Source organism: Nocardiopsis sp. NPDC055824 (assembly GCF_053616335.1).
In genome coordinates this window covers 1-18,743 of record NZ_JBSHDN010000130.1, presented here as the reverse complement: position 1 = coordinate 18,743, position 18,743 = coordinate 1, and the positions used below count along the sequence as shown (strand labels likewise).

At 72.0% G+C, this 18,743-nt stretch carries 15 protein-coding genes and 1 tRNA gene; 11 read left to right on the top strand and 5 right to left on the bottom strand.

What is annotated here, in order from left to right:
* Positions 1 to 26: 26 nt before the first annotated feature.
* On the bottom strand, positions 27 to 1,235 hold the full coding sequence (locus ACWGL3_RS22390) for an FAD-dependent monooxygenase (RefSeq protein WP_267946583.1): 1,209 nt from the start codon (positions 1,233 to 1,235) through the stop codon (positions 27 to 29).
* Between the two features lie 133 nt (positions 1,236 to 1,368).
* Here ACWGL3_RS22390 and ACWGL3_RS22385 point away from each other — a divergent pair, with 133 nt between their 5' ends.
* The 7 genes from ACWGL3_RS22385 to ACWGL3_RS22355 all read left to right on the top strand — a co-directional run bounded on the left by ACWGL3_RS22385 (position 1,369) and on the right by ACWGL3_RS22355 (position 7,514).
* Positions 1,369 to 1,944 (top strand): TetR/AcrR family transcriptional regulator, encoded by a 576-nt coding sequence (locus ACWGL3_RS22385; RefSeq protein ID WP_267946582.1) that lies wholly within the window; start codon positions 1,369 to 1,371, stop codon positions 1,942 to 1,944.
* Between the two features lie 104 nt (positions 1,945 to 2,048).
* Positions 2,049 to 3,332, top strand: coding sequence for a phosphopyruvate hydratase (eno, locus tag ACWGL3_RS22380; RefSeq protein ID WP_267946581.1), 1,284 nt, complete (start codon positions 2,049 to 2,051; stop codon positions 3,330 to 3,332).
* Between the two features lie 183 nt (positions 3,333 to 3,515).
* The gene (locus tag ACWGL3_RS22375) at positions 3,516 to 3,887 is read left to right on the top strand and encodes an FtsB family cell division protein (RefSeq protein ID WP_267946580.1); all 372 of its coding nucleotides are present in this window, start codon (positions 3,516 to 3,518) and stop codon (positions 3,885 to 3,887) included.
* 88 nt (positions 3,888 to 3,975) lie between these two features.
* A complete protein-coding gene (locus ACWGL3_RS22370) occupies positions 3,976 to 4,590 on the top strand; it encodes a DUF501 domain-containing protein (protein ID WP_267946579.1) in 615 nt (204 codons plus the stop codon).
* Entirely contained in the window at positions 4,587 to 5,585 is a 999-nt protein-coding gene (locus ACWGL3_RS22365) for a Ppx/GppA phosphatase family protein (protein WP_267946578.1), read from the top strand. The genes ACWGL3_RS22370 and ACWGL3_RS22365 overlap by 4 nt, the downstream gene beginning before the upstream one ends.
* A gap of 328 nt (positions 5,586 to 5,913) precedes the next feature.
* Positions 5,914 to 7,290 carry an NAD(P)/FAD-dependent oxidoreductase gene (locus ACWGL3_RS22360; protein ID WP_267946577.1) on the top strand — a complete coding sequence of 459 codons (1,377 nt, stop codon included), beginning with the start codon at positions 5,914 to 5,916 and terminating at the stop codon, positions 7,288 to 7,290.
* Positions 7,291 to 7,437: 147 nt separating this feature from the next.
* A tRNA-Leu gene (locus tag ACWGL3_RS22355) sits at positions 7,438 to 7,514 on the top strand.
* 393 nt (positions 7,515 to 7,907) lie between these two features.
* Here ACWGL3_RS22355 and ACWGL3_RS22350 read toward each other — a convergent pair.
* Positions 7,908 to 9,731 (bottom strand): helix-turn-helix domain-containing protein, encoded by a 1,824-nt coding sequence (locus ACWGL3_RS22350; protein WP_352983995.1) that lies wholly within the window; start codon positions 9,729 to 9,731, stop codon positions 7,908 to 7,910.
* A 142-nt stretch (positions 9,732 to 9,873) separates the two neighbouring features.
* Between ACWGL3_RS22350 and pruA the strand changes: the two genes are divergently transcribed.
* The 3 genes from pruA to ACWGL3_RS22335 all read left to right on the top strand — a co-directional run bounded on the left by pruA (position 9,874) and on the right by ACWGL3_RS22335 (position 13,834).
* Complete coding sequence (pruA, locus tag ACWGL3_RS22345; RefSeq protein ID WP_267946575.1) at positions 9,874 to 11,499, top strand: L-glutamate gamma-semialdehyde dehydrogenase; 1,626 nt, start codon at positions 9,874 to 9,876, stop codon at positions 11,497 to 11,499.
* 146 nt (positions 11,500 to 11,645) lie between these two features.
* Positions 11,646 to 12,572 (top strand): proline dehydrogenase family protein, encoded by a 927-nt coding sequence (locus ACWGL3_RS22340; protein ID WP_267946574.1) that lies wholly within the window; start codon positions 11,646 to 11,648, stop codon positions 12,570 to 12,572.
* A 329-nt stretch (positions 12,573 to 12,901) separates the two neighbouring features.
* Positions 12,902 to 13,834 (top strand): Bax inhibitor-1/YccA family protein, encoded by a 933-nt coding sequence (locus ACWGL3_RS22335; protein WP_344183452.1) that lies wholly within the window; start codon positions 12,902 to 12,904, stop codon positions 13,832 to 13,834.
* Positions 13,835 to 13,952: 118 nt separating this feature from the next.
* On the opposite strand, the gene ACWGL3_RS22330 is transcribed toward ACWGL3_RS22335, so the two are convergent.
* The 3 genes from ACWGL3_RS22330 to ACWGL3_RS22320 form a co-directional block, all read right to left on the bottom strand.
* A complete protein-coding gene (locus ACWGL3_RS22330; protein ID WP_267946572.1) occupies positions 13,953 to 14,204 on the bottom strand; it encodes a DUF4287 domain-containing protein in 252 nt (83 codons plus the stop codon).
* Positions 14,205 to 14,515: 311 nt separating this feature from the next.
* The gene (locus ACWGL3_RS22325; RefSeq protein WP_452461743.1) at positions 14,516 to 15,736 is read right to left on the bottom strand and encodes an acetyl-CoA C-acetyltransferase; all 1,221 of its coding nucleotides are present in this window, start codon (positions 15,734 to 15,736) and stop codon (positions 14,516 to 14,518) included.
* 143 nt (positions 15,737 to 15,879) lie between these two features.
* Entirely contained in the window at positions 15,880 to 16,932 is a 1,053-nt protein-coding gene (locus tag ACWGL3_RS22320) for an SGNH/GDSL hydrolase family protein (protein ID WP_267946570.1), read from the bottom strand.
* Between the two features lie 375 nt (positions 16,933 to 17,307).
* On the opposite strand from ACWGL3_RS22320, the gene ACWGL3_RS22315 reads away from it, so the two are divergent.
* Positions 17,308 to 18,675 carry a cystathionine beta-synthase gene (locus ACWGL3_RS22315; RefSeq protein WP_267946569.1) on the top strand — a complete coding sequence of 456 codons (1,368 nt, stop codon included), beginning with the start codon at positions 17,308 to 17,310 and terminating at the stop codon, positions 18,673 to 18,675.
* Positions 18,676 to 18,743: the final 68 nt, after the last annotated feature.

Here is an 18,743-nt window from a genome sequence, read left to right as displayed (position 1 = left end):
GGACGCGCCCGGACGGCACGGGCGGGTCAGCCCGGCGCGGGCGCGGGTGCGTCCAGCTCCAGGGCCTCGGCCGCCGTCGAGAGCTTGGAGTCGAAGCCCCCGACCCGGGACAGCAGCGGGGCGGCGCGCACCAGCGCGTTGCGCACGGCGATGCCCGTCCGGGTCCGCGGGGCCAGGAACCCCAGGCCCGCGTCGGCGATCGCCTGGTTGGCGGCCACGAAGGGCCGCATCCGGGCCTCGTAGGCGGCCAGCGCCGCGGCGGGGGCGTCGTGCCGGGCCAGTTCGCCGGCGAGCACGTGGGCGCCGACCAGGGCGAGGCTGCTGCCCTGGCCCGACGCGGGGGAGGGGCAGTGGGCGGCGTCGCCGAGCAGGACCACCCGGCCGGCGGACCAGCTGCGGGCCCGGATTTGGGTGACGGAGTCGAAGTAGAAGTCCGGGGCCGCCCCCGTCTCCGACAGGAGGCGACCCGCCTCCCACCCCGCCCCGGCGAACGCCTCGCGCAGGAACCGCCTCTGCTCCCCGGCCGGCCGGCGGTCGATCCCGGTCTCCGAACGCGTGGACACCAGGAACATCGCCTTCGCCCCCTCGGCCCGGGGCGTGTGGTAAAGCGCGATCGCCCGCCCGGGGAGGTTGTGCAGCAGGACCTCCCGGTCCAGGCCGAGGTGGTTGGGCACGGTGCAGATGCTGATGTAGGCGTTCAGGAACCTCCGGAACGGGCCCTCGGGGCCGAAGGCGAGGGCACGGGTGGTGGAGTGGAGGCCGTCGGCCCCCACCACCAGGTCGAACATGCGTGGCGCGGCGTGCGCGAAGGACACGTGCACGCCCTCGGGAGCCTGCTCCAGCGCGGTGACCGTGTCGTCGTACAGGTACTCGGTGTACGCGGTGGTGGGTTCGTGCAGGAGCCGGACCAGGTCGCCGCGCAGGAGTTCGCGGGACCGCCCCTCGGAGGCCGTGCGGGCCTGGGAGGGGGTGAAGTCGGCGATGCGGCGCCCGCGCGCGTCGACGAACGACGCGGACGCCATGCCGGTGCCGTGCTCCGCGATGCCGTCGAGCACGCCCATGCGCTCGGCGACGTCCAGGGCGACGCCGCGCACGTCGACGGCATAGCCGCCGGAACGGGGCGCGGGGGCGCGTTCGACGACGGTCGGCGCGATGCCGTACCGGTGGAGCCAGTGGGCGAGGGCGGGTCCGGCGATGCCGGCGCCGGAGATTAGGACGTTCTGTACGGCTGTCACGGGGGTTCACGCTCCTTCGGATGCCTTGCGGGACACGTTAGGCAGCTACTTACCGTGCGTCAAGTAACTTACCGGTCGGAAGGTACGGGTTAGACTCGGCGGACCAGGCGGCGAGTGAACGGGAGTGAAACGGGTGCCCAGAGCGCAGAGCGACACCAAGGCCGAGATCCAGGCCGCGGCACTGGACCTGTTCGCCCGCAAGGGGTTCGAGAAGACGAGCCTCCGCGAGATCGCGGAGCGCCTCGGCATCACCAAGGCGGCGCTGTACTACCACTTCCCGTCCAAGAACGACCTGCTCAGGTCGCTGGTCGAGCCCCTGGAGCAGGACATGGGCGACCTCTTCGCCGAGTACGGGGACGAGCGGGGGGAGGCCACGGAGGGGATGTCCGACCGCGCCCGCGAGCTCCTCGGCGACTACTTCGACATCTGTGTGCGCCACAGCACCCTGCTGGTCGCCGTCCTCAACGACGTCGGCTCCCTGGCCGACATCGGGCTCATCGACGCCGTCGTGGCCTGGCGGCGCCGGCTCGACCGCCTCCTGGTCGGACCCGGGCACGGGACCCCCGCCAGGATGGGCGCGGTCATCGCCCTCGGGGGGATCCAGGACATCTCCGTCATGCTCTCCGCGGAGGAGGCCCTCGCGTACCGGGAGAGGGCCCTCGACATCGCCCTGGCGGCCCTGGTGGCAGGGATCTCCTCTAAGGACTAGACCAATTCGGCCGGGTGCCCTCACCCGGCGGCGGTCGGTGTCGCTAGTCTCGTGTCGGGTCCTGAACCAGTGGTCCGAGAAACCCCAAGAGACGGAGAGAGACCGTGGCGTCCATCGAGGCAGTACAGGCGCGAGAGATCCTTGACTCGCGGGGCAACCCGACGGTCGAGGTCGAGGTTCTGCTCGACGACGGAACCATCGCGCGCGCGGGAGTCCCCAGCGGCGCGTCCACCGGCCAGTTCGAGGCAGTCGAACTGCGTGACGGCGGAGACCGCTACGGCGGCAAGGGCGTGACCAAGGCCGTGACGGCCGTCAACGACGAGATCGCCGACGAGCTCCTCGGCCACGCGCCCGACGAGCAGCGCATCATCGACCGCGCGCTCATCGACCTGGACGGCACCCCGGACAAGTCCCGGATCGGCGCCAACGCCATCCTGGGCGCCTCCCTGGCGGTGGCCAGGGCAGCCGCCCAGGAGGCCGGGCTGCCGCTGTTCCGCTACATCGGCGGTCCCAACGCGCACGTGCTTCCCGTGCCGATGATGAACATCCTCAACGGCGGCGCGCACGCCGACAGCAACGTCGACATCCAGGAGTTCATGGTCGCCCCGATCGGCGCGCCCACGTTCTCCGAGGCGCTGCGCTGGGGGACCGAGGTCTACCACTCCCTCAAGTCGGTCCTGAAGGCCCACGGCCTGGGCACCGGCGTGGGGGACGAGGGCGGCTTCGCCCCCAACCTGGACAGCAACCGCGCGGCCCTCGACCTGATCGTCGAGGCCATCGAGAAGGCCGGCTACACCCCCGGCACCGACATCGCGCTCGCCCTGGACGTGGCCGCCACCGAGCTGTTCAACGACGGCGTCTACACCTTCGAGGGCAAGGCCCGCACCTCCGCGGACATGGCCGCGTACTACGCGGAGCTGGTCGACGCCTACCCGCTCGTCTCGATCGAGGACCCCCTCGACGAGGAGGACTGGGAGGGCTGGAAGACCCTCACCGCCGAGCTCGGCGACAAGGTCCAGCTGGTCGGCGACGACCTGTTCGTCACCAACCCCGAGCGGCTCCAGCGCGGCATCCTCGCCGACACCGCCAACTCGCTGCTGGTCAAGGTCAACCAGATCGGCACCCTGACCGAGACCCTGGACGCGGTCGCCATGGCCCAGCGCAGCGGCTACACGGCGATGATCAGCCACCGCTCCGGCGAGACCGAGGACACCACGATCGCCGACATCGCGGTGGCCACCAACGCCGGCCAGATCAAGACCGGCGCCCCGGCCCGCAGCGAGCGCGTCGCCAAGTACAACCAGCTCCTGCGCATCGAGGAGGAACTGGACGACGCCGCCGTCTACGCGGGCGTGTCGGCCTTCCCGCGCTTCGCCAAGCGCGGCTAGTCTGCCCCAGTGTCCCGCGAATCCAAGCAGCCGCCCCCAAAGGCCGGGAAGGCGTCCAAAGCCGACAGGCCGGCGGGCAGGGCTGCCCGGAGGAGGACGGGGCGGAAGAGCGCCGTAACCGGCTCCGCCAAGGGCAGGGGGGCCGGGAAGGGCACGGGCCGCACCACCGGCGGGGTGCGGCCCATGCTCACCAGCCGTGCGGCGATCCTGGCCCTCGTGGTGTGCGTGATCGCACTGAGCCTGGCCTACCCGCTGCGCGAGTACGTCGCGCAGCGGGCGCAGATCGCCCAGCTCCAGGAGGACCGCGCGCGCATGGAGGAGAGCGTGCTCGACCTGCGCGAGCGCGAGCGGGAGCTCACCCAGGACGAATACGTCGAACGGGAGGCCCGCGCGCGGCTCCACTACCAGTACCCCGGCGAGACCGCCTACATCGTCATCCCGCCGGACTCCGAGGACGACGACGAGGCCGAGACCGGTCCCAGCGAGCCGTGGTTCACCACGCTGTGGCGCTCGGTCGAGGAGGCGGACAGCCCGCCGCCCGACGACGGGCTCTGACCCGCCCCGGGGCGCGTGGCGGGTCCCGGCCGGGGCCCGCCCCCCGCGGGCGGCAGGGGTGCGGGGGCGGCCCTATGCTGGGTTCGCCATGACTTCCGCTGATCAGCCCGTGCCCGGGCGCGCCGCCGGACCGGCGGGCGCCCCTCCCGAGGGGCACTCCGAGAACCCGGTCGCCGCACGCGACATCGCCGCCATCGAACTCCAGCTGGGCCGCACCCCGCGCGGGGTGCGCGGGGTCGCGCACCGCTGCCCGTGCGGGCTCCCCGACGTGGTGCGCACCGCGCCCCGCCTGGAGGACGGCACCCCCTTCCCGACGCTGTACTACCTGACGTGCCCGCGCGCGGCGTCGGCCATCGGCCGGATGGAGAACTCCGGCCGCATGCGCGAGATGCAGGACCGGCTCGCGACGGACCCGGGGCTCGCCGAGGCCTACACCAGGGCCCACGAGTCCTACATCGAGGAGCGGGCCGAGCAGGCGCGCCTGGACGGGGTCGAGCCGCTCCCCGAGGGGATGCAGAGCACCGGCGGCATGCCCACCCGGGTCAAGTGCCTGCACGCGCTGGTCGGCCATGAGCTCGCCGCGCCGGGAACCAACCCCTTCGGCGCCGAGGCGCTGGAGGAACTCCCGCAGTGGTGGGACAGGGGACCGTGCGTGTGCGTCGACGAGGACGCCCGAGAGGGCAGTGAGGGGAACGGGTCATGAGCGGTGTCGCGGCCATCGACTGCGGAACCAATTCCATCAGGATGCTGATCGCCGACGTGGTCCACATCGACGGCGACGAGGTCCAGGTGGTCGACGTCGACCGGCGCATGGAGATCGTGCGGCTGGGCGAGGGCGTCGACCGGACCGGCGAGTTCTCCCCCGAGGCGCTGGAGCGGACCTTCGAGGCGCTCCGCGGCTACGCCGAGGCCATCGAGGCGCACGGCATCGCCCTGGGGCCGGACGCGGTGCGCATGGTCGCCACCAGCGCGACCCGGGACGCGGCCAACCGCCAGGTGTTCATCGACGGGGTCCGCGAGATCCTCGGGGTGGAGCCCGAGGTGGTCACGGGCCTGGACGAGGCAGAGCTCTCGTTCGTGGGGGCCACGGCCGAGTTCGACGCCGAGGCGGCCGAGGGGGGAACAAGCGAGCCCGCCCCGCCGTTCCTGGTGGTGGACATCGGGGGCGGCTCCACCGAGTTCGTCCTGGGGACGGGCCCGGAGGAGGCCGAGAAGGGCGAGCTGGTCCGCGCGGCGCTGTCGGTGGACATCGGCTGCGTGCGCATGACCGAGCGGCACCTGCGCGACGACCCGCCCACGGCGGAGCAGATCGCGGCGGCCACCGCCGACATCGACGCGGCGCTCGACGAGGTCGAGCGGGTCGTGCCCCTGCGCGAGGCGGGATCGGTGGTGTGCGTCGCGGGAACCGCGACCACGGTCGCCGGTATCGCCCTGGACCTGCCCGCCTACGACCCGGAGCGGATCCACCACTCCCGAGTGGGGGCGGCGGACCTCGACCGCATCACCGGGGAGCTGCTCGCGGCGACCTCGGCGGAGCGTGCGGAGATCGGCGTCATGCACCCCGGCCGGGTGGACGTGATCGGCGCGGGCGCGCTCGTCCTGTCGCGGGTGCTCGCCCGCACGGGGGCGGACGCGTTCACGACGAGTGAGCACGACATCCTGGACGGTGTCGCCTGGAGCCTCGTGGTCCAGGCGTAGGCGTTCCGCAAGGGCCTTTCGGGACCCCCGAACAGGGTCCCCCGGGTGAGACGCATCACTGCGGAAGACCCTTGTGAATGCTTTCACAACCACTCTGACCTGCATAAACGCAAGGCATGCAGGTGGGCAAGTGGTCGGAAGGTGATCAGATGTGAACCTTCTCTGTCGGTAGGTGCTTGTGAAAGAATGCACAAGCACCACCCGAAAAGTACGGGTACCCACCACGACGGGGTGGTGCCCCGCTGGAACGCGAGAGCGGGCGACCGGAGACCGCGAGACCTTCGCGGCCCCGGACGGGCGCGACAGAAACCTTTAGGGCGGATATGCGATGACCGAGAGCAGGAACTACCGGCTGGTACACGGCGGAGGGGACGAAGCGGAGATCCCGCACATCCTCATCGTCGGCGGCGGTTACCTCGGGATGTACACCGCGAGGCGGCTGGAGAAGAAGCTCGGGGCGGGCGAGGCGCGGATCACCGTCATCGACCCCAACTCCTACATGACCTACCAGCCCTTCCTGCCCGAGACCGCGTCCGGCAACATCTCGCCGCGCCACGTCGTCGTCCCGCTGCGCAAGGTCTTCGACCGGGTCCGCGTCCTGGGCGGGCGCGTCGTGCGCATCGACCACGCCGACCGCCAGGTCCGCTACGAGCCCAACGTCGGCGAGCCCGAGACCATCGCCTACGACCACCTCGTGATGGCCGCGGGCGCCGTCTCGCGCACCCTGCCCATCCCCGGCCTGGCCGAGTGGGGCATCGGGATCAAGACCGTGGAGGAGGCCGCCTACCTCCGCAACCACGTCCTCAACCAGCTCACCATCGCCGACTCCACCGACGACGAGGCCACCCGGCGCAAGGCGCTCAACTTCGTCTTCGTCGGCGGCGGGTTCGCCGGCGCCGAGGCCATCGCCGAGCTGGAGGACATGGTCCGCGACGCGGTCCGCCTCCACCAGTCGATCGACCTCGACGACGTGCGGTTCTACCTCATCGAGGCGGCCGACAAGATCCTGCCCGAGGTCGGCCCCGAGGTCGGGAACAAGGCCCTCAACCAGCTGCGCCGCCGCGGCATCGACGTCCGGCTCAAGACCTTCCTGGAGTCGGCGGCCGACCAGCACATCAAGCTCAGCGACGGCACCGAGTTCGACGCGGGCACCCTCGTGTGGACCGCGGGCGTCAAGCCCAGCCCGGTCGTCGCCGCCAGCGACCTGCCCCTCGGGCCCAAGGGCCACGTGGACACGAGCGAGTTCCTCACCGTCAACGGCGTGGAGAACGCCTTCGCCGGCGGCGACAACGCCCAGGTCCCCGACGGGAACGGCGGCTACTACCCGCCCAACGCCCAGAACGCGGTCCGCCAGGCGCCGGTGCTCGCCGACAACGTGATCGCCTCGCTGCGCAACACCGAGCTCAAGGCCTACAAGCACAAGAACCTCGGCGCGGTCGCCGGACTGGGCCTGCACAAGGGCGCCGCCCAGCTGTTCGGCGTGATCAAGCTGAACGGCCGCCTCGCCTGGTACGCCCACCGGGCCTACCACCTGTTCGCGGTCCCGACCTTCAACCGCAAGATGCGCGTGCTGTCGGACTGGACGCTCGCCCTCTTCCTGCGCCGCGACTTCGCCGCGCTCCCGGAGATGGCCGAGCCCCGCCAGGCCTTCGAGGAGGCCAGCCGGCCGCAGATCGAGGACGGCCGACTCCGCCGGGTCAGCTGATCCGGCCCGGTCGCGCGACTCCCGCCCGCGCGGCCCAGCCCGAACACACGAAACGACCGGTTTCCCCAGGGGAGCCGGTCTTTTCGTGACCATAACCGGCCAAGCCAAAGCAAAGTGGGCAATCGACCCGGCCGGTATGATGGGTTCGCCCTCGTAGCCCAATGGAAGAGGCAGGCCCCCTAAAAGGGTCACAAGTGTCGGTTCGAGTCCGACCGGGGGTACCAGTGTTGCTTTTGGGGCTCTTGCTGTTTTGGGGCTCCGCTTCGCTTTGCCCCGTGTTCGGGCGCCTTGAGGCCGGTGTGCTTCGTCCTCGTCTGCGCCTGCCGCTCGTTCCTCGCTCGCGGCTTGACTCGTCCTGCAGCACCCCGGCGGCGCCCTCACGCACAACCCCCAGGGGCGGGGTCGGCTCTCAGGGACAACCCTGCTGTTTTGGGGCTCCGCTTCGCTTTGCCCCGTGTTCGGGCGCCTTGAGGCCGGTGTGCTTCGTCCTCGTCTGCGCCTGTCGCTCGTTCCTCGCTCGCGGCTTGACTCGTCCTGCAGCACCCCGGCGGCGCCCTCACGCACAACCCCCAGGGGCGGGGTCGGCTTGCACCGGCCACCCCCGGGCGGGCGTGGGGCTACGGGGCCTGCTGCTCCATGAGGAGCTGCAGCTGCGTGAACAGCCGTTCTCCCGGGTCGCCCAGGTCGATCCCGCTCACCGAGGCGGCCCTGCGCACCCGGTACCTCAGGGTGTTGGGGTGGATGTGCAGCCGCTCCGCCGCCGCCCGCGCGTCACCGAACGCCTCCAGGTAGGCCAGCAGCGAGTGCACCAGGTCGGCGCCGCCCGCACGGTCGTACTCGATCAACCGGCTCACCCTCGGGTCGCGCAGGGACGGATCCTCCCGCAACCGGGCCAGCGTCTCGCCGATCAGCACCCGCGAGCGCACGTCGGAGATAGTCGCCACCTCCCAGTCCAGGTGCCGCTCCAGGTCGCGGCCCATCGCGTCCAGCACGCGGTCGGCCTCGGCGCGCGAGTCCGGCACGTCCGCCAGCCGCTCCATCAGCGACCCCACCGCCCCCTGCACCCGCGCCCCCAGGGCCGCGCGCGCCGCCGCCACCGTCTTGCGCGTGAGGGCCAGCACCGACTGCTCCACCCCCCGCCAGCCCTCCCTGCCGCGCTCCAGGTCCGGCAGCAGCACGTACACCCGGCCGCCCAGCTCCGTCACCAGGGCGCTGCGGCGGTACGCGGCGGTGTGCACCGACACCAGGTCGATCATCCGGCGCCGGCGCAGCTCGCGGGCGGGCCGGTCGGGACGCTCCTCGCCGGCTCCGTCCGGAGCCTCCAGCAGCGAGAACGCCACCACCAGCGCGCCGCGGTCGGCGTGCACCTCCACCGTGTCGGCCAGGGCCCCCGCGTCGATCCTCCCCTCCAGCAGGCTCGACAGGAGGTCCTCGCGGAGCCGCAGCCCCGCACTGGCCTGGCTGCGCTGCCTGATCATCTGCAGCGCGGTGGTGCGGGCGGCCCCCAGCAGCGCCTCCTCGGCGTTCTCCGCCAGCGGGCTCGCGCCCTCCTGCACCCAGATCGCCCCGAGCGGCTGCCGTCCGGCGTGGATGCCCACCGCCAGGCGGCGGCGGATGCCCAGGTCGGGGTGCTCCTCGATACGCACCACCTCCTCGCCGGCACGCAGCTTGGCGAACACGCCCCACTCGCGCAGCAGCGCCAGGTACGACTCCGGTCCGCGCCTGCCCAGCACCGACAGCCGCCGCAGCTCGTCCACCTCTGCGCCGCTGGAGTAGGCCAGCACCCGGCTGGCCGCGTCCTCGATGCTCACCAGGCCACCGGTCAGCTGGGCGATCGTCTGCGCCATCGAGAACAGGTCGCCGCTGGACTCGCCCAGGTCCTCGACGGCGGTCAGCCGGGCGTCGTCCACGATGCTCTGGCAGACCGCCTGCAACTGGTCCCACCGCACCTCCGCGCGGACCGCCAGCAGGGCGATCCCCGCCTCACGGGCCTCGCTCCGCAGCGCCTGGAGCTCATCGGTCGCGCCCGGCCTGGGCCGCCCCGCCCGGCCGCCCGACGACGGCGCCTCGTCCTGGGGATGCCCGCCGGTCTTGACGGCGACCGCCGTGGCGCCCTGCTCGGCCAGCGTCCGGACGAGCCGGCGCGCGGCCGCTCCGCGCGCGCCGATCAGCAGCACCAGGTCGCCCTCGCGGACCTCCGCGCGGTCCTCCGGATCGAGGATGACGACATTGTCCACCTGGACATCAAGACCCCCCGGCGCGGCCGCGACGTCCGCGACGGGGTCGCCCAGGGCCAGCAGTAGTCTGCGCAGGGGCACCCCGGTGGAACCCTCCCCGTCGTGGGCGGAGTGACCTGCGAAGACGCTCGTCCGCACTTCCGTCCGGTGCGGTTCGCCGTCAGAGGGGTGGAAGGGGCCCGGTGGTGGGGTGTCAGTGCTCATATGAGTCCCATTTTGTCCCACTGAACAAATAAGGCGGGCAAAGAGTGGCCTGCCCCACAAGGTTCGCACGGTCTTGTTCTGAGAGCGTTGAGTCAGCTCAACCCTGCTCGTTTCAGGGACATTCTTAACTGGGGAGGTGCCCATGGACGCCGTGACCAACGTCCCGCTGCCGCAGAACGAACCCGTTCTGTCCTACGCGCCCGGCAGCGCCGAGCGCGAAGAGCTCGTCGCCAAGCTGGAGGAGCTCGGCAAGGAGAGCATCGACCTTCCGATGCGCATCAACGGCGAGAGCCGCATGGGCGGCGGAGAGCCCATCGACGTCGTGCAGCCGCACCGTCACGCCGCCGTCCTGGGCACCATGCGCAACGCGACCCACGACGACGCCCGCGCCGCCGTCGCCGCGGCCAAGGCCGCCGCCCCGGCGTGGCGCGCGATGTCCTTCGACGACCGCGCCGCCATCCTCCTGCGCGCCGCCGACCTGCTCGCCGGCCCCTGGCGCGCCACCATCAACGCCGCCACCATGCTCGGCCAGTCCAAGACCGCCCAGCAGGCGGAGATCGACGCGGCCTGCGAGCTCATCGACTTCTGGCGCTTCAACGTCTCCTACGCCCGCGAGCTGATCGCCCAGCAGCCCCTGAGCGTCCGCGGCGTGTGGAACCGCATGGAGCAGCGCCCGCTGGAGGGGTTCGTCTACGCGATCACCCCCTTCAACTTCACCGCCATCGCGGGCAACCTCCCCACCGCCCCGGCCCTGATGGGCAACGTGGTCGTGTGGAAGCCCTCCCCGACCCAGCAGTTCGCCGCCGAGCTGACCATGCGCCTCCTGGAGGAGGCCGGGATGCCCCCGGGCGTCATCAACATGGTCACCGGTGACGGCCTCGCCGTCTCCGACGTCGCCCTCAACGACCCCGAGCTCGCCGGTGTGCACTTCACGGGCTCGACCAAGACCTTCCAGCACCTGTGGAAGAGCGTCGGCGAGAACATCTCCTCCTACCGCAGCTACCCGCGCATCGTCGGCGAGACCGGCGGCAAGGACTTCATCGTCGCGCACTCCTCCGCCGACCCCGAGGTCCTGCGCACCGCGATCGTCCGCGGCGCCTTCGAGTACCAGGGCCAGAAGTGCTCGGCCGCCTCGCGCGCCTTCGTCGCCCGCTCCGTGTGGGAGCAGGTGCGCGACGACCTGGTCGCCGAGACCGAGGCCCTGACCATGGGCGACGTGACCGACCTGTCGAACTTCATCGGCGCCGTCATCGACCGCCGCTCCTTCGACAAGCTGGCCAAGGTCCTGAAGGACGCCGAGTCCGACCCGACCCTGGAGATCATCGCCGGCGGGACCGCCGACGACTCCGTCGGCTACTTCGTGCGCCCGACCATCATCGAGGGCACGGACCCGACCAACGACGTGTTCCGCACCGAGTACTTCGGCCCGGTCATCGCCGTCCACGTGTACGAGGACGACGAGTTCGACGACATCCTCAAGATCGTCGACGAGGGCTCCGCCTACGCCCTGACCGGCGCGGTCCTGGCCAAGGACCGCTCCGCGATCGCCAGGGCCACCGAGGCGCTGCGGTTCTCGGCGGGCAACTTCTACGTCAACGACCGGCCGACCGGCTCCATCGTGGGCCAGCAGCCGTTCGGCGGCGGACGCGCCTCCGGCACCAACGACAAGGCCGGTTCCGCGCAGAACCTGTCCCGCTGGTCCAGCCCGCGCGCCATCAAGGAGACGTTCGTCGCGCCGACGGTCTCCTCCTACCCCCACCAGGGGTAGCCACGGTTCCGCACCCCCTCCCGTCCTGAGGGGGTGCGGACCCCTCCAGCCCCCCGAGGAATCCACCGGCACCGCGGGGACACCCCCCGGCCGCTGCCCCGTCCGCGCGGGTCCACAGGCCCGCGCACGTCTTCTTCGAGGTCACCATGCTTCGTAAGCCCCTTCTGCTCGCCGCCAGGTCCGCGAAGGTCCGCACCGTCGTCGAGCGCACCCCCATGACCCGGGCCATGGTCCACAGGTTCGTGGCGGGCTCCACCATGGAGGAGGCCCTCCCCGCGATCGAGGACCTGACCAGGGACCGCTACGTCACCCTGGACTTCCTGGGGGAGGACACCGCCGACGCCGCGCAGGCCGCGGCGACGGTGACCGCCTACCGGGACCTGCTCGCCGCGCTCGGCGAGGCCGGTCTCGGGGACCGGGCCGAGGTGTCGGTCAAGCTCTCGGCCGTGGGCCAGTTCCTCGACAGGGACGGCGAGAAGATCGCCCTGGAGAACGCCCGCGAGATCGCCGAGGCGGCCAAGGCGATCGGCACCACGGTCACCTTCGACATGGAGGACCACACCACGGTCGACTCCACCCTGGGGATCCTGCGGGAGCTGCGCGAGGACTTCCCGTCCACTGGCGCGGTGCTCCAGGCCTACCTGCGCCGCACCGTCGCGGACTGCCGCGACCTGAGCGGCGCCGGTTCGCGCGTGCGCCTGTGCAAGGGCGCCTACGACGAGCCCGCCTCGGTCGCGTACCGCGACAAGGCCGAGGTCGACAAGGCGTACGTGCGCGCGCTGCGCGTCCTCATGGAGGGCGACGGCTACCCCATGGTCGCCTCGCACGACCCGCGCATGGTCGCCATCGCCGGCTCCCTGGCCGAGGCCAACGGCCGTTCGGCGGACGACTACGAGTACCAGATGCTCTACGGGATCCGCGACGCCGAGCAGGTTCGCCTCGCCGCCGAGGGCAAGAGGATGCGCGTCTACATGCCGTACGGCACCGAGTGGTACGGCTACTACATGCGGCGCCTGGCGGAGCGCCCGGCCAACGTGCTCTTCCTGGCACGCTCGCTGGTGACCCGCAACTAGCCCGGCGTTCGACCCCGGGCCCGTGGCCGGACGGCATCCCGGCCACGGGCCCGGGTGCTGTCCGGGCGACCCGGGCCCCGGGGCGACCACGTGCGCTGCCGGGGCTCCGACGATCGAACGCGGGGCCTGCGGACGGGTGTGCCGCACGGCCGCGCCCGGGGCCGCGGTCCCGCAGCGGCCGGTCCGCGAGGGGCCTCTTCCGCGCGATGCGGCACCGCCGTCGGCGGCCCGCCCCGTTTCCCAACGGTGACCTGTCCTGCGGAACCCCGTGTCGGCCCCGTACGTTACCTTGTGGGCAGCAATCCACGCGTGAAAGGCCATTACTAGACATGCGGATGCGGAGTTCCAACCCCGTCCTCAAGCGGGCACTTCAGCAGGCCCCGGCCGGGGCCCCCCACCAGGGGTACGGTCAGCAGGGCTACGGTCAGCCGGGGTACGGACAACCGTACCCGCAGCAGGGCTACGGCCAGCAGTACCCCCAGCAGGGCTACCCCCAGCAGGGCTACCCCCAGCAGGGGTACCCGGGCGGTCCCGTCCAGGGCGCCGGCGGCCAGCGGATGACCATCGACGACGTCGTCGTGCGCACCGGGATGACCCTCGGTGTCGTCGCGCTCTTCGCCGTCGTCAACTACTTCCTCTTCGACCCCTTCGCCCCGGGCCTCACCATGGGCCTGATGATCGTCGGCGCCCTCGGCGGCCTGGTGCTCGGGCTGGTCATCGCCTTCAAGCAGATCACCAACCCCGTCGCGATCCTCGCCTACGCGGCCCTGGAGGGTCTGCTCGTCGGCGGGCTCTCCGCGCTCCTGGCCTCGTCCCTGGAGGCGACGACCGGTGACGCGGGCGCGGGCGGCGCCCTCGTGACCCAGGCGGTCCTGGGCACGGTCGTCGTGTTCGCCGTGATGCTGGCGCTGTACAAGTTCCGCATCATCAAGGTGACCGACGGCTTCATGAAGGTCGTCATGTACGCCACCCTGGGCGCGGCCGCGCTCATGCTGGTGAACTTCGTGGCCAGCTTCTTCATCTCCGGCGGCATCGGCATCCGCGAGCCCAGCCCGCTGGGCCTGGTCGTCGGCCTCGTGTTCGTCGTCATCGCGGCCTGCACCCTCGCCCTGGAGTTCCGGGGCATCGAGGAGGGCCTGAACGCCGGGATCCCCGACAAGTTCGCCTGGCAGTTCGCCTTCGGCCTGACCGTCTCCCTGGTCTGGCTCTACATCGAGATCCTGCGCCTGCTCTGGATGATCAAGACGATCTTCGCCGAGTAGCGACCGTCGGCCGGCGGCCGACAGGTTTTCGTCGCGTGGCGAGGGGCCGCCACCCGGGTGTTCCGGGTGGCGGCCCCTTCGTCGTGTCGCGTGCGGTGTTCGGACGCGGGACCCGTGGTCAGGCGTTCTCGCCGCGCGGTGCGGGGATCGAACGGTTCCTGCGGCGGCGGTCGTGCTCCAGCACGATGGCCTGCGCGTACCACTGGGGGAGCTCGTACTCGTCCGCGAGCCAGTTGGACCTGTCCTGGCAGCGGAGCAGTCCCGGTCCCTTGTCGAGGGCGGCGAACCACTCGTGGAGTCCCCGGCCGGTGACGACCGGGATGCGTTCGATGAGCTTGGCGTGGACCTCCGGCGAGTGGGTTACCGACATAGGCACCTCCGGCAGCGCTGTGGTGTGTGGCACTTACCTGCGACCCTGCATCAGGAACACGTTCCGGACAAGCCCCGGTCGCCAGCTTTTACCTTGCCGGTGCGGGAACGTTTGCCCGGAGCCCAATGACAGACGATCGCGGATGTGCAGGTGCGTAATCGCCCGTGGTCCGGCGGAGGGGAAGCCCTTCGACGTCCATGGGTGAAGTGTCGCAAATGCCCACATATGCACGAAGGCCCCCCTTTCTCCCCCGATGTGAGGAGGGGACGGGGGACCTCGGCGGGGCCGGCGCGGCCGGCCCCCGGGAAGGCCTAGCTGAGGCGCTCGAAGATCGCCGCCATGCCCTGGCCGCCGCCGACGCACATGGTCTCCAGGCCGAACGTCCTGTCGTGGAACTGGAGGCCGTTGATCAGCGTGCCGGTGATGCGGGCGCCGGTGCTGCCGAACGGGTGGCCGACCGCGATGCCGCCGCCGTTGACGTTGAGGGTGCCGTCGATGTCGATGCCCAGCTGGTCGGCGGAGGGCAGCACCTGCGCGGCGAAGGCCTCGTTGATCTCGACCAGGTCGATGTCGCCGATGGCCATGTTGGCACGGGCGAGGGCCTGCCGGGAGGCCTCGACCGGGCCCAGGCCCATGATCTCCGGGCTCAGGCCGGTCACGCCGGTGGACACGATACGGGCCAGCGGGGTGATGCCCAGCTGCGCCGCCCTGGTGTCGCTCATGACGACCACGGCGGAGGCGCCGTCGTTGAGGGGGCAGGCGTTGCCCGCGGTGACGGTGCCGTCGGGGCGGAACACCGGCTTGAGGCCGGCGACCTTCTCGTAGGTGGTGCCGCGGCGGATGCCGTCGTCGGCGCTGACCACGCTGCCGTCGGGCAGGGTCACCGGGGTGATCTCGCGCTCCCAGAAGCCGTTGTCGAGGGACTTCTCGGCGAGGTTCTGCGAGCGCACCGCGAACTCGTCCTGGCGCTGCCGGGAGACGCCGGTGATCTGGGCGACGTTCTCGGCGGTCTGGCCCATCTCGATGTAGGCGTCGGGCAGCGCGCCCTCCTCGCGCGGGTCGGTCCAGGCCGCGGCGCCGCCCTCCTTGCGCTTCTCGGTGCGCGCCTTGGCGTCGGCGAAGAGCGGGTTCTCGTTCTGCGGGTTGTCGCTGCTGCCGTGGGCGAAGCGGCTGACGGTCTCGACGCCGGCGGAGACGAACACGTCGCCCTCGCCCGCCTTGATGGCGTGGTAGGCCATCCGGGTCGTCTGGAGCGAGGAGGAGCAGTAGCGCGTCACGGTGGTGCCGGGGACGGTGTCCAGGCCGAGCTGGACGGCCACGATGCGGGCCATGTTGAAGCCCTGCTCGCCGCCGGGCAGGCCGCAGCCGAGCATCAGGTCGTCGATGCCCGAGGGGTCGAGCTGGGGCACCTTGGCCAGGGCGGCGCCGATGATCTGGGCGGTCAGGTCGTCCGGGCGGATGTCCTTGAGCGAGCCCTTGAAGGCGCGGCCGATCGGGGAACGGGCTGTGGCGACGATGACTGCTTCGGGCATGGGCTTCGTCCCTATCGTTGAGGTGCTGCGTGCGGGCTGTGGGTCCGGACCCGGCGGTCGGCGCGCCGGGACAGGTCACAGCATGTCTTGTTACCGACCAGTAAACCCGTCCGGGGCCTCCGCCCGCCACCCGGGGTCGGCGTTCAGGAGGGCTCGCCCGAAGGCCGTCCGGCGTCCCCCGCCCCCAACTCCGCGGGGCGCTCCTCGCGGTCGCCGTTCGCCCGCAGCCGGAAGGGGCTCCGGATGAGCGCGGCCCAGCGCCCGCGCGTCCCCGGCGCCTGTCCGTCGACGTGGGACGCCGCGCGCGAGACCTCCGTGCCCGGGGTCTCGGCGGCGACCACGGCCGCCCGGTCCACCGGCAGGATGCCGCGTGTGCGACGGGCCTCCTCCAGTTCCGGGAGCAGCCCGAGGGCGGCGCAGGCGGAGGGGAGGACGGCGCAGGCGGCCTGCGCGTACCCGCGAGCTGACGGATGAAATCGGTCGGGCCCGAACATCGATGAAGGGTCCGTCCGGAAGTCGTCGGAGAGGATGTCGCTCAGGGACACGGTGCGGCCGCCGACCTCGGTCACGGCGATCGTCTGCGCCGCGGCGAGCTGTCGCGAGGCGCGTCGGGCGATCGAGCGCAGCGGCCAGCCGATGGGGCGGACCGTGCCCAGGTCCGGGCAGGTCGCCACGACCACGGCGGTCCCTCGGCCGACCAGGGCCTGCACGGTCTCGCGCAGCCGGGCGACGGCGTCGTTGGGCCGGATGCGGCGGATGACGTCGTTGGCGCCGATGAAGACCACCGCTACGTCGTAGCGCGAACCCGGTTCCAGGGCCCGTGCGCGTTCGACCTGGGCGGACAGATTCGCGGAGGTGGCGCCGGGGGAGGCCGTGCAGCGCAGGCGGACCGGGCGCTCCGACGCCGCCGCGATCCCGGAGGCGAGCAGGACGCCGGGGGTCTGGTCGGCCCTGGCGACCGCGAACCCGGCGGCGGTGGAGTCGCCCATCATCAGCATCCGGAGCGGCGTGCCCCCGCCCCCGCCGTAGACGCCGTTGACGACCGGCCGGTCCCACCGCGTCGTGCCGACCGCGCGGCGGGCCAGCCTCGCCTGGAGGTAGAGGAGGGCGACCGTGCCGCCCCCCACGAGTGTGAGCCCGCCGCCACCGAACGCGGTGGCAGCGGCGATCCGCCGTGCGCGTGCGGCTCGCAGCACAGGACGACCTCCGAGTCCTCGGACCCGCCTGCCCTGGGGCGAGCCGGTTACCTGCGAGGTTACCGGCGGGGAACCCCCGGGTCACGTACCCGGGCGGCACACCGTCCGAACCCCGGGGTGAGGGGGAACGGGCGTCCGGGCGACCCCGTCCGCGCACCGTGCGCACCGGCAGCCCCTCCGCGGCCTCGGCGGAGGGCCGCCCCCGGACGTGCCCGGGCACCGGGTCCGCGCCGTATTCCGCCCGCCGAACCCCCTGGTGGGAAACGTTAGAGTCGGGGTGAGACGGGCCGGACCGGCCCACGGCCCCGGACTCGCCGCCGGGGCGAGGACCAGGCGGGCCGAAGACCCGGTCGCCACGATGCCGAGGGAGCACAAGTGCGGGTACACGACTCACTGATCGACCTGGTGGGGGACACCCCTCTCGTCCGGTTGCGGAAGGTCACGGAGGGGCTCGCGCCGACGATCCTGGCCAAGGTCGAGTACTTCAACCCGGGGGGCTCGGTCAAGGACCGCATCGCGCTCCGCATGGTCGAGGCGGCGGAGAAGAGCGGGGACCTCCGGCCCGGCGGGACCATCGTCGAGCCCACCTCCGGCAACACCGGCATCGGCCTGGCGATCGTCGCGCAGGAGAAGGGCTACCGCTGCGTCTTCGTGTGCCCGGACAAGGTCGGGCCGGACAAGCTGTCCGTGCTCCGCGCCTACGGGGCCGAGGTCGTGGTGTGCCCCACCACGGTCGCCCCCGAGCACCCCGAGTCCTACTACTCGGTCTCGGACCGGCTGGCCGCCGAGATCCCCGGCGCCTGGAAGCCCAACCAGTACGAGAACCGGAACAACCCCGAGTCGCACTACCACGCGACCGGCCCCGAGATCTGGGACCAGACCGAGGGCCGGATCACCCACTTCGTCGCGGGCATCGGCACCGGCGGGACCATCAGCGGCACCGGCAAGTACCTCAAGGAGGTCTCCGGGGGCTCCGTGAAGATCGTCGGCGCCGACCCCGAGGGCTCGGTGTACTCCGGGGGCACGGGCCGCCCGTACCTGGTCGAGGGCGTGGGCGAGGACATCTGGCCCGGCACCTACGACACCTCCGTGTGCGACGAGATCGTGGCCGTCAGCGACAAGGACTCCTTCCTGATGACCCGCCGCCTCGCCCGTGAGGAGGCCCTCCTGGTGGGCGGCTCCTGCGGGCTGGCCGTCGAGGCCGCGCTGCGCGTGGCCAAGGACGCGGGCCCCGACGACGTCATCGTCGTGCTGCTCCCCGACGGCGGGCGCGGGTACCTCGGCAAGATCTTCAACGACGAGTGGATGTCCGACTACGGCTTCCTGACCGCCGAGACGGAGGAGGCCACGGCCGGCAACGTGCTCGGGGAGAAGGGCGGAGAGCTGCCCGACTTCGTGCACAGCCACCCGGACGAGACGGTGGGCACCGCGGTCGCGATCATGCGGGAGTACGGCGTCTCCCAGCTCCCCGTCATGAAGGAGGAGCCCCCGGTCATGGCCGCCGAGGTGGTCGGCTCCATCGCCGAGCGCGACCTCCTGGACGCGCTGTTCGACGGCCGGGCGCAGCTGGACGACGCGGTCGAGACGCACATGGGCAAGCCGCTCGCCACGGTCGGCACCGGTACGCCCGTCAGCGACTGCGTGCGCCTGCTGCGCGGCTCCGGCGCCCTGGTGGTGCTGCGCGACGGCAAGCCGGTGGGCATTCTCACCCGCCAGGACCTGCTCGCCCACCTGGCCGGCTAGCGGGCGGCGCCCGCCGCGCCCGCTCCGGCGGGCGGCCGAACGACCGCAGGGCCTCCGGGGCCCCCGGA

Bases quoted from the DNA above. Each gene is read 5' to 3' on its own strand.
- ACWGL3_RS22325 (WP_452461743.1), bottom strand. From the start codon at position 15,736: ATGCCCGAAGCAGTCATCGTCGCCACAGCCCGTTCCCCGATCGGCCGC.
- ACWGL3_RS22330 (WP_267946572.1), bottom strand. From the start codon at position 14,204: ATGTCGGTAACCCACTCGCCGGAGGTCCACGCCAAGCTCATCGAACGC.
- ACWGL3_RS22335 (WP_344183452.1), top strand. From the start codon at position 12,902: ATGCGGATGCGGAGTTCCAACCCCGTCCTCAAGCGGGCACTTCAGCAG.
- ACWGL3_RS22360 (WP_267946577.1), top strand. From the start codon at position 5,914: ATGACCGAGAGCAGGAACTACCGGCTGGTACACGGCGGAGGGGACGAA.
- ACWGL3_RS22370 (WP_267946579.1), top strand. From the start codon at position 3,976: ATGACTTCCGCTGATCAGCCCGTGCCCGGGCGCGCCGCCGGACCGGCG.
- ACWGL3_RS22340 (WP_267946574.1), top strand. From the start codon at position 11,646: ATGCTTCGTAAGCCCCTTCTGCTCGCCGCCAGGTCCGCGAAGGTCCGC.
- ACWGL3_RS22365 (WP_267946578.1), top strand. From the start codon at position 4,587: ATGAGCGGTGTCGCGGCCATCGACTGCGGAACCAATTCCATCAGGATG.
- pruA (WP_267946575.1), top strand. From the start codon at position 9,874: ATGGACGCCGTGACCAACGTCCCGCTGCCGCAGAACGAACCCGTTCTG.
- ACWGL3_RS22350 (WP_352983995.1), bottom strand. From the start codon at position 9,731: ATGAGCACTGACACCCCACCACCGGGCCCCTTCCACCCCTCTGACGGC.
- ACWGL3_RS22375 (WP_267946580.1), top strand. From the start codon at position 3,516: ATGCTCACCAGCCGTGCGGCGATCCTGGCCCTCGTGGTGTGCGTGATC.